7 protein-coding genes and 1 pseudogene are annotated in these 6,094 nt (G+C 70.4%); 2 read left to right on the forward strand and 6 right to left on the reverse strand.

Going from position 1 to position 6,094, the window contains the following annotated elements; translation table 11 throughout:
- Both AC1D12_RS21950 and AC1D12_RS21955 read left to right on the forward strand, forming a co-directional pair.
- Positions 1-1,416: proline--tRNA ligase (locus AC1D12_RS21950; RefSeq protein WP_477842840.1), on the forward strand; the 1,416-nt coding region annotated here is incomplete at its 5' end.
- Complete coding sequence (locus AC1D12_RS21955; protein ID WP_477842842.1) at positions 1,413-2,075, forward strand: lytic transglycosylase domain-containing protein; 663 nt, start codon at positions 1,413-1,415, stop codon at positions 2,073-2,075. The genes AC1D12_RS21950 and AC1D12_RS21955, both read left to right, overlap by 4 nt.
- Here AC1D12_RS21955 and AC1D12_RS21960 read toward each other — a convergent pair.
- The 6 genes and pseudogenes from AC1D12_RS21960 to AC1D12_RS21985 form a co-directional block, all read right to left on the reverse strand.
- Positions 2,072-2,635: a UbiX family flavin prenyltransferase gene (locus tag AC1D12_RS21960; protein WP_477842844.1), complete on the reverse strand. Its 564-nt coding sequence runs from the start codon at positions 2,633-2,635 to the stop codon at positions 2,072-2,074. The genes AC1D12_RS21955 and AC1D12_RS21960 overlap by 4 nt on opposite strands.
- A 5-nt stretch (positions 2,636-2,640) precedes the next feature.
- Complete coding sequence (gene grxD / locus AC1D12_RS21965; RefSeq protein ID WP_047500156.1) at positions 2,641-2,958, reverse strand: Grx4 family monothiol glutaredoxin; 318 nt, start codon at positions 2,956-2,958, stop codon at positions 2,641-2,643.
- A gap of 111 nt (positions 2,959-3,069) precedes the next feature.
- On the reverse strand, positions 3,070-3,648 hold the full coding sequence (locus tag AC1D12_RS21970) for a hypothetical protein (RefSeq protein ID WP_465110917.1): 579 nt from the start codon (positions 3,646-3,648) through the stop codon (positions 3,070-3,072).
- Between the two features lie 155 nt (positions 3,649-3,803).
- The gene (prmC, locus tag AC1D12_RS21975; protein WP_477842846.1) at positions 3,804-4,649 is read right to left on the reverse strand and encodes a peptide chain release factor N(5)-glutamine methyltransferase; all 846 of its coding nucleotides are present in this window, start codon (positions 4,647-4,649) and stop codon (positions 3,804-3,806) included.
- The gene (gene prfA / locus AC1D12_RS21980) at positions 4,646-5,731 is read right to left on the reverse strand and encodes a peptide chain release factor 1 (RefSeq protein ID WP_047500161.1); all 1,086 of its coding nucleotides are present in this window, start codon (positions 5,729-5,731) and stop codon (positions 4,646-4,648) included. The genes prmC and prfA overlap by 4 nt, the downstream gene beginning before the upstream one ends.
- Positions 5,732-5,823: 92 nt before the next feature.
- A pseudogene (locus AC1D12_RS21985) lies at positions 5,824-6,094 on the reverse strand (glutamyl-tRNA reductase); the annotation flags it as partial.

A 6,094-nucleotide genomic window follows, 5' to 3' on the forward strand; every position in this document is an offset into this window, starting at 1 on the left:
GAGGAGGTCATCACCGACATCGCGCGCCAGGAGCTGCGCAGCTACCGCGCGCTGCCGAAGAATTTCTATCACATCCAGACCAAGTTCCGCGACGAGCGCCGCCCGCGCTTCGGCGTGATGCGCGGCCGCGAGTTCACGATGAAGGACGCCTACTCCTTCGACCGCGATCTCGATTCGGCGCGCAAGAGCTACCAGGCGATGTTCGACGCCTACGTGCGCATCTTCGAGCGGCTGGGCCTGCAGTTCCGCGCCGTGGCTGCCGACACCGGCGCGATCGGCGGCGAGGTCTCGCAGGAGTTCCAGGTCATCGCCGACACCGGTGAAGACGCGCTGGTCTACTGCCCGACCTCCGATTTCGCCGCCAACATCGAGCTTGCCGAGGCCCTGCCGGCGGTGGCGCAGCGCGGCGCCGCCACCGCCGCGCTGAAGCGCACGCCGACGCCCAAGGCCAGCACCTGCGCCGATGTCGCGGCGCTGCTGGGCGTGCCGCTGCAGACCACGGTGAAATCGCTGGTCCTCGCGACCGACGAGAAGGACGACGCCGGCGACCTGAAGCAGACGACGCTCTGGTTGCTGCTGGTGCGCGGCGATCATTCGCTGAATGAAGTCAAGGCCGGCAAGCTGCCCGGCTTCAAGGAAGGCTACCGCTTCGCCACCGTGTCGGAGATCGAGGACCATTTCGGCTGCAAGCCCGGCTACCTCGGTCCGATCGGCCTGCGCAAGCCGGTGAAGATCGTCGCCGACCGCACCGTCGCCAACATGAGCGACTTCATCTGCGGTGCCAACGAGCCCGACATGCACATCACCGGCGTCAACTGGGGSCGCGACCTGCCCGAGCCCGACCTGGTGGCCGACATCCGCAACGTGGTYGMGGGCGACSCKTCGCCCGACGGCAAGGGYGYGCTGGYGATYSAGCGCGGCATCGAGGTCGGCCAYGTGTTCCTGCTCGGCACGAACTACACGAAGGCGATGAACGCCACCTACCTCGACGAATCGGGCAAGCCGCAGCTGATGATGATGGGCTGCTACGGCATCGGCGTCACCCGCATCCTGGGCGCGGCGATCGAGCAGCGCCACGATGAACGCGGCATGCTGTGGCCGACCGCGATCGCACCGTTCAGCGTCGTGATCTGCCCGATCGGCTACGACCGCTCGGCCGAGGTGCAGGCCGCCGCCGACAAGCTGCACGACGAACTCGAGGCCCTCGGCATCGACGTGATGCTCGACAACCGCGGCGAGCGCCCGGGCGCGATGTTCGCCGATTGGGAGCTGATCGGCGTGCCGCACCGCGTGGTGCTGTCCGACCGCGGCCTGAAGGAAGGCAAGGTCGAGTACCAGGGGCGCGCCGATGCGCAGGCGACGGCGGTCGCGGCCACCGAGGTGCTCGAGTTCGTGAAGGCGAAGCTGGCGTCATGACGCGCGAGTGGCCCGCGGCGGCGTCCCCCGCTGCGGGAGCCGTGCGGCGGCGGTGGTTGCTGGCCGCCGCGGCCGCTCCGTGGCTGGCCGCGCTGCCGGTGCACGAGGCGTTGGCCGGCGCGCAGGTCGAGGAGCCGCTCGCCGATGCGGTGCGCGGTGCGTTGGCCGCGGCGATCGCGAACAGCGCGCCGCCCAAGCCCGTCTTCGTCACCACCGAGGCCCGCCTGACCTACCTGCGCTGGCTCGGCGAGATGAGCAGCCGCCTGAAGAAGCGCAAGGCCGAGCACGTCACGCGCATCGAGTTCCTCGACACGCTGTGGTACGAGAGCACGCGCGCCGGGCTCGAGCCCGCGCTGATGCTGGGCCTGGTGCAGGTGGAGAGCGGTTTCCGCAAGTACGCGATCAGCAGCGTCGGTGCGCGCGGCTACATGCAGGTGATGCCGTTCTGGGCGCGGCTGATCGGCGATGGCGACGTGAGCCGGCTGTTCCACATGCAGACCAACCTGCGCTTCGGCTGCGTGATCATGCGGCACTACCTCGATGTGGAGCGTGGCGACCTGTACATGGCGCTCGGCCGCTACAACGGCAGCCGCGGCAAGCCGGAATATCCGAACCTGGTGTTCGGCGCGAAGAAGTACTGGGATTACAAACCTGGCTAGAGGCCGGTCCACGGCGTGGGTGTCGCGGCCGCCACGCCCAGCATCGACAGCACCCGCTCCACCGTTTCGTTCACCAGTTCGTCGATCGTGGTCGGGCGGTGATAGAACGCCGGCAGCGGCGGGAAGATCACGCCGCCCATTTCGGTCACTGCGGTCATGTTGCGCAGGTGCGCCAGATTGAACGGCGTCTCGCGCACCATCAGCACGAGGCGGCGGCGCTCCTTCAGCGTCACGTCGGCGGCGCGCGCCAGCAGGCTGTCGGAGAACCCGTGCGCCACCGCGGCCAGCGTCTTCATCGAGCACGGCGCGATCACCATCGCCGAACTCGCGAACGAGCCGCTCGCGATCGCGGCGCCGACATCGGCCGGGTTGTATGCGGTGTGGGCCAGCGCTTCGAGTTCACGCCGGTCGAGGCCGAGTTCGTGGTGAACGTTCAGCACCCCGGCCGGGCTGGCCACCAGGTGGGTCTCGCAGCCGAGCACCTTCAGCCGCTCCAGCAGCCGCACGGCATAGACCGCGCCGCTGGCGCCGGTGACGCCGACGACGATGCGCTGCGGCACCGGGATCAGACCTTGGCGCCCAGCACCTGCTGCAACTCGCCCGCCTGGTACATCTCCATCATGATGTCCGAGCCGCCGACGAACTCGCCGTTCACGTACAGCTGCGGGATGGTCGGCCAGTTCGCGTAGTCCTTGATGCCCTGGCGCACGCCTTCGTCCTCGAGGACGTTGACGGTCTTCAGGTCGGTCACGCCGCAGGCCTTCAGCACCTGCACCGCGCGGCCAGAAAAACCGCACATCGGGAATTGCGCCGTCCCCTTCATGAACAGGACCACGCGGTTCTGCTTGACGAGGTCATCGATGCGTTGCTGTACGTCGCTCATGGTCTGGCGCCGGCGGGTCCGGCAGAGTTCAGGGTGGAAGGGACGACGTTATACGGCAAACCGCGGGCCGTTCGTGCCGGCACCCGGCATGCCCCCGGGCGAAATGCGCCTTCAGAACGAGTACGACACGCCGAGCTGCAACACCGGCTGCAGCCGCAGCTCGCGAACCTGGTCGTCCAGGCTCTGGCCGAGGTTGCGCCCGAAGCGGCCGGCCAGCACGCCGACATCGGCGGAGAAGCCCCATCCCCCCTTGACCGACAGCCCGGTGTAGCCGATGCCGACATAGGGCGAGGTGGCGCTGTCGGTGCTGCCGTCCGGCGTGGGATTGATGCGGCGGTCGATGCTGAACTGGCTGCCGCTGCCAGGGCCGCTCCACGGCGAGGAGCGCGGGCCGAACAGCACGCCGCTGGTGGCGCGCAACCCGCCGGCGGCGCCCTGGTTGAACGAAGGGGTCAGGTAGTAATCAGCCATCAGGCTCAGGCTGCTGAGCTTCAGGGGGGTGGTGTCGAAGCCCGGCGCGTCGATGCGCAGGCCGGGACTGGCGGTGCCGAGGCTGATGCGGCCCTGCAGGTTGCTCCACCCGAGGCCATTGCCGGCACCACCACCGCCGGCGTCGAGGGCCATTGCAGCTTGCGCGCTGACGAGCGCCAGGGCGCCCATGCCGATCCACTTCCACCTCGGGTTCCACATGGCGACTCTCCTTGCGACGGGTGTGACGGGAGACGAACCTGCGGGCCGCTGAAGGCCTCGGGACCATGCTACGCCGGCCGCACCTGCTTGTGGGCGGCGTCCCCGCGACTGAGTGGAAACAGTCGTGAGTGTGTGCGGTTCTGCCGCAGACGAGCTCAGCGCGTGGCCTGTCGCCAACGGCCGCCGGTGCAGCGGTCGTTGCCGCCGAGGTCGCGCCGGGTGCTCACGTCCTGCAGCCCGGCCGCGGCCAGCAGGGCCTGCACGGCGCCTGCCTGGTCGTGCCCGTGCTCCAGCAACAGCCAGCATCCATCGCGCAAGTGGGCACTGGCACCAATGACGATCTCGCGCAGTGAATCCAGGCCGTCGCCGCCCGGCGTCAGTGCGAGCCTGGGTTCGTGGTGCAGTGCGTCGAGGTGGTGGTCGTCGTCGGCGATGTAGGGCGGGTTGCTGACGATCAACTCGAAGCGGCGGCCCGCAACCGGCGTCCACCAGTGGCCGGGCAGCAACGCGATCGGCAAGCCCAGGGCCCGCGCATTGGATCCGGCGACCGCCAGCGCGCCGGGGCTCGTGTCGACGGCGGTGAGCTCGGCGCGCGGGCAGCGGTGCTTGATCGCGAGCGCGATGGCGCCGGAGCCGGTGCCCAGGTCGAGCACCTGCGGCCGGACGGTGGCCGCGAGCTCGGTGCCGAGCAGTTCCAGGGCCCAGTCGACCAGCGTCTCGGTGTCCGGCCGCGGCACCAGCACCGCCGGCGAGACCTGCAGCGTCAGGCCGTGGAACTCCTGGCGGCCCAGCAGGTAGGCCACCGGCTCGCCGGCGCTGCGGCGCGCGACCAGCGTGTCGAATTGCGCGGCCTGGTCCGGCGCCAGCGCGTCGTCGCCATGGGCCATCAGCCAGCTGCGGTCGCGGCCGAGCACCGCGGCGAGCAGCAGCTGCGCGTCCAGCCGGTCCAGCCCCGCGGCACGTGCGCCTGCCAGCGCAGCGTCGACGGTGGCCTGGCTCACGCGCCGCGCCCTTCCAGCTCGGCCAGCTGCTCGGCGGCGCTGGCCGCCTGCAGCGCGGCCACCACGTCGTCGAGTTCGCCTTCCATCACCGACTGCAGCTTGTAGAGCGTCAGGTTGATGCGGTGGTCGGTCAGCCGGCCCTGCGGGAAGTTGTAGGTGCGGATGCGGTCGCTGCGGTCGCCGCTGCCGATCAGGCCCTTGCGCGTGGCCGCCTCCTTGGCGGCGCGCTCGCTGCGGTCCTTCTCGCGCAGCCGCGCGGCCAGCACGGCCAGCGCCTTCGCCTTGTTGCGGTGCTGCGAGCGGTCGTCCTGGCATTCGGCGACCAGCCCGGTCGGCAGGTGGGTGATGCGGATCGCGCTGTCGGTCTTGTTGACGTGCTGGCCGCCGGCGCCGCTCGCGCGGAAGGTGTCGATGCGCAGGTCGGCCGGGTTCAGCTGGATCTCCTCGGCCTCGTCGGGCTCCGGCATCGCCGCGACGGTGCAGGCGCTGGTGTGGATGCGCCCCTGCGTCTCGGTCTGCGGCACGCGCTGCACGCGGTGCCCGCCCGATTCGAACTTCAGCCGCGCGTACACGTCCTCGCCGTCGACGCGCAGCACCACTTCCTTGTAGCCGCCGAGGTCGGACATGCTCTCCGACATCAGCTCGGTGCGCCAGCCGCAGCGCTCCGCATAGCGGGTGTACATGCGCAGCAGGTCGGCGGCGAACAGCGCCGATTCGTCACCGCCGGTGCCGGCGCGGATCTCGAGGAAGGCATTGCGGCCGTCGTCCGGATCGCGCGGCAGCAGCGCGGTCTGCAGCTCGCCCTGCAGGCGTTCGAGATCGGCCTCGGCGGCGGCGATCTCCTCGCGCGCCATCTCGGCGAGGTCTGCGTCGGCCAGCATGTCGCGCGCGGCCAGCAGGTCGCGCTCGCGCTGCTGGTAGCGCCGAAAGCGCTGCACCACGCCGTCGACCTCGGCGTGCTCGCGGGTCAGGCTGCGGAAGCGGTTCATGTCGCTGACCACCGACGGGTCGGCAAGCGATGCATCGAGTTCGCTCAGCCGCAACGCGAGGCGTTCGAACTGCTGGCGGAGGGTGTCTTTCATCGGGGCTCCGGAAAGGGTTCGCGGAGCCGGCGCGCGGCCGAAGCCGCAACAGGGTGCGCCCGCCCCGCCGTCATGCGGCGGACGGGGCGTCGCTAGTGGTTGTCGCCCGGCTTGCGCGGCGCGCCGCGCAGGAAGAGGCGCGACACCGTCTGCGCGAGCGCGGCACGCTGCTCGCTGTCGGCGGCATGCAGCTCGGCGAGCGTGCCGTGCAGCATCTTCTGGGTCAGGCCGCGGGTCAGCGCCTCCAGCACCGCATCGAGGTCCTCCCCCTTCGCGAGCATCTTGCGGGCGCGGGCGATCTCGGCGGCGCGCCAGTCGTCGGCCTGCGCATTCAGCGCCTGGATCAGCGGCACGGTGCCGCGC

Source organism: Rhizobacter sp. P1_G5 (assembly GCF_056405435.1).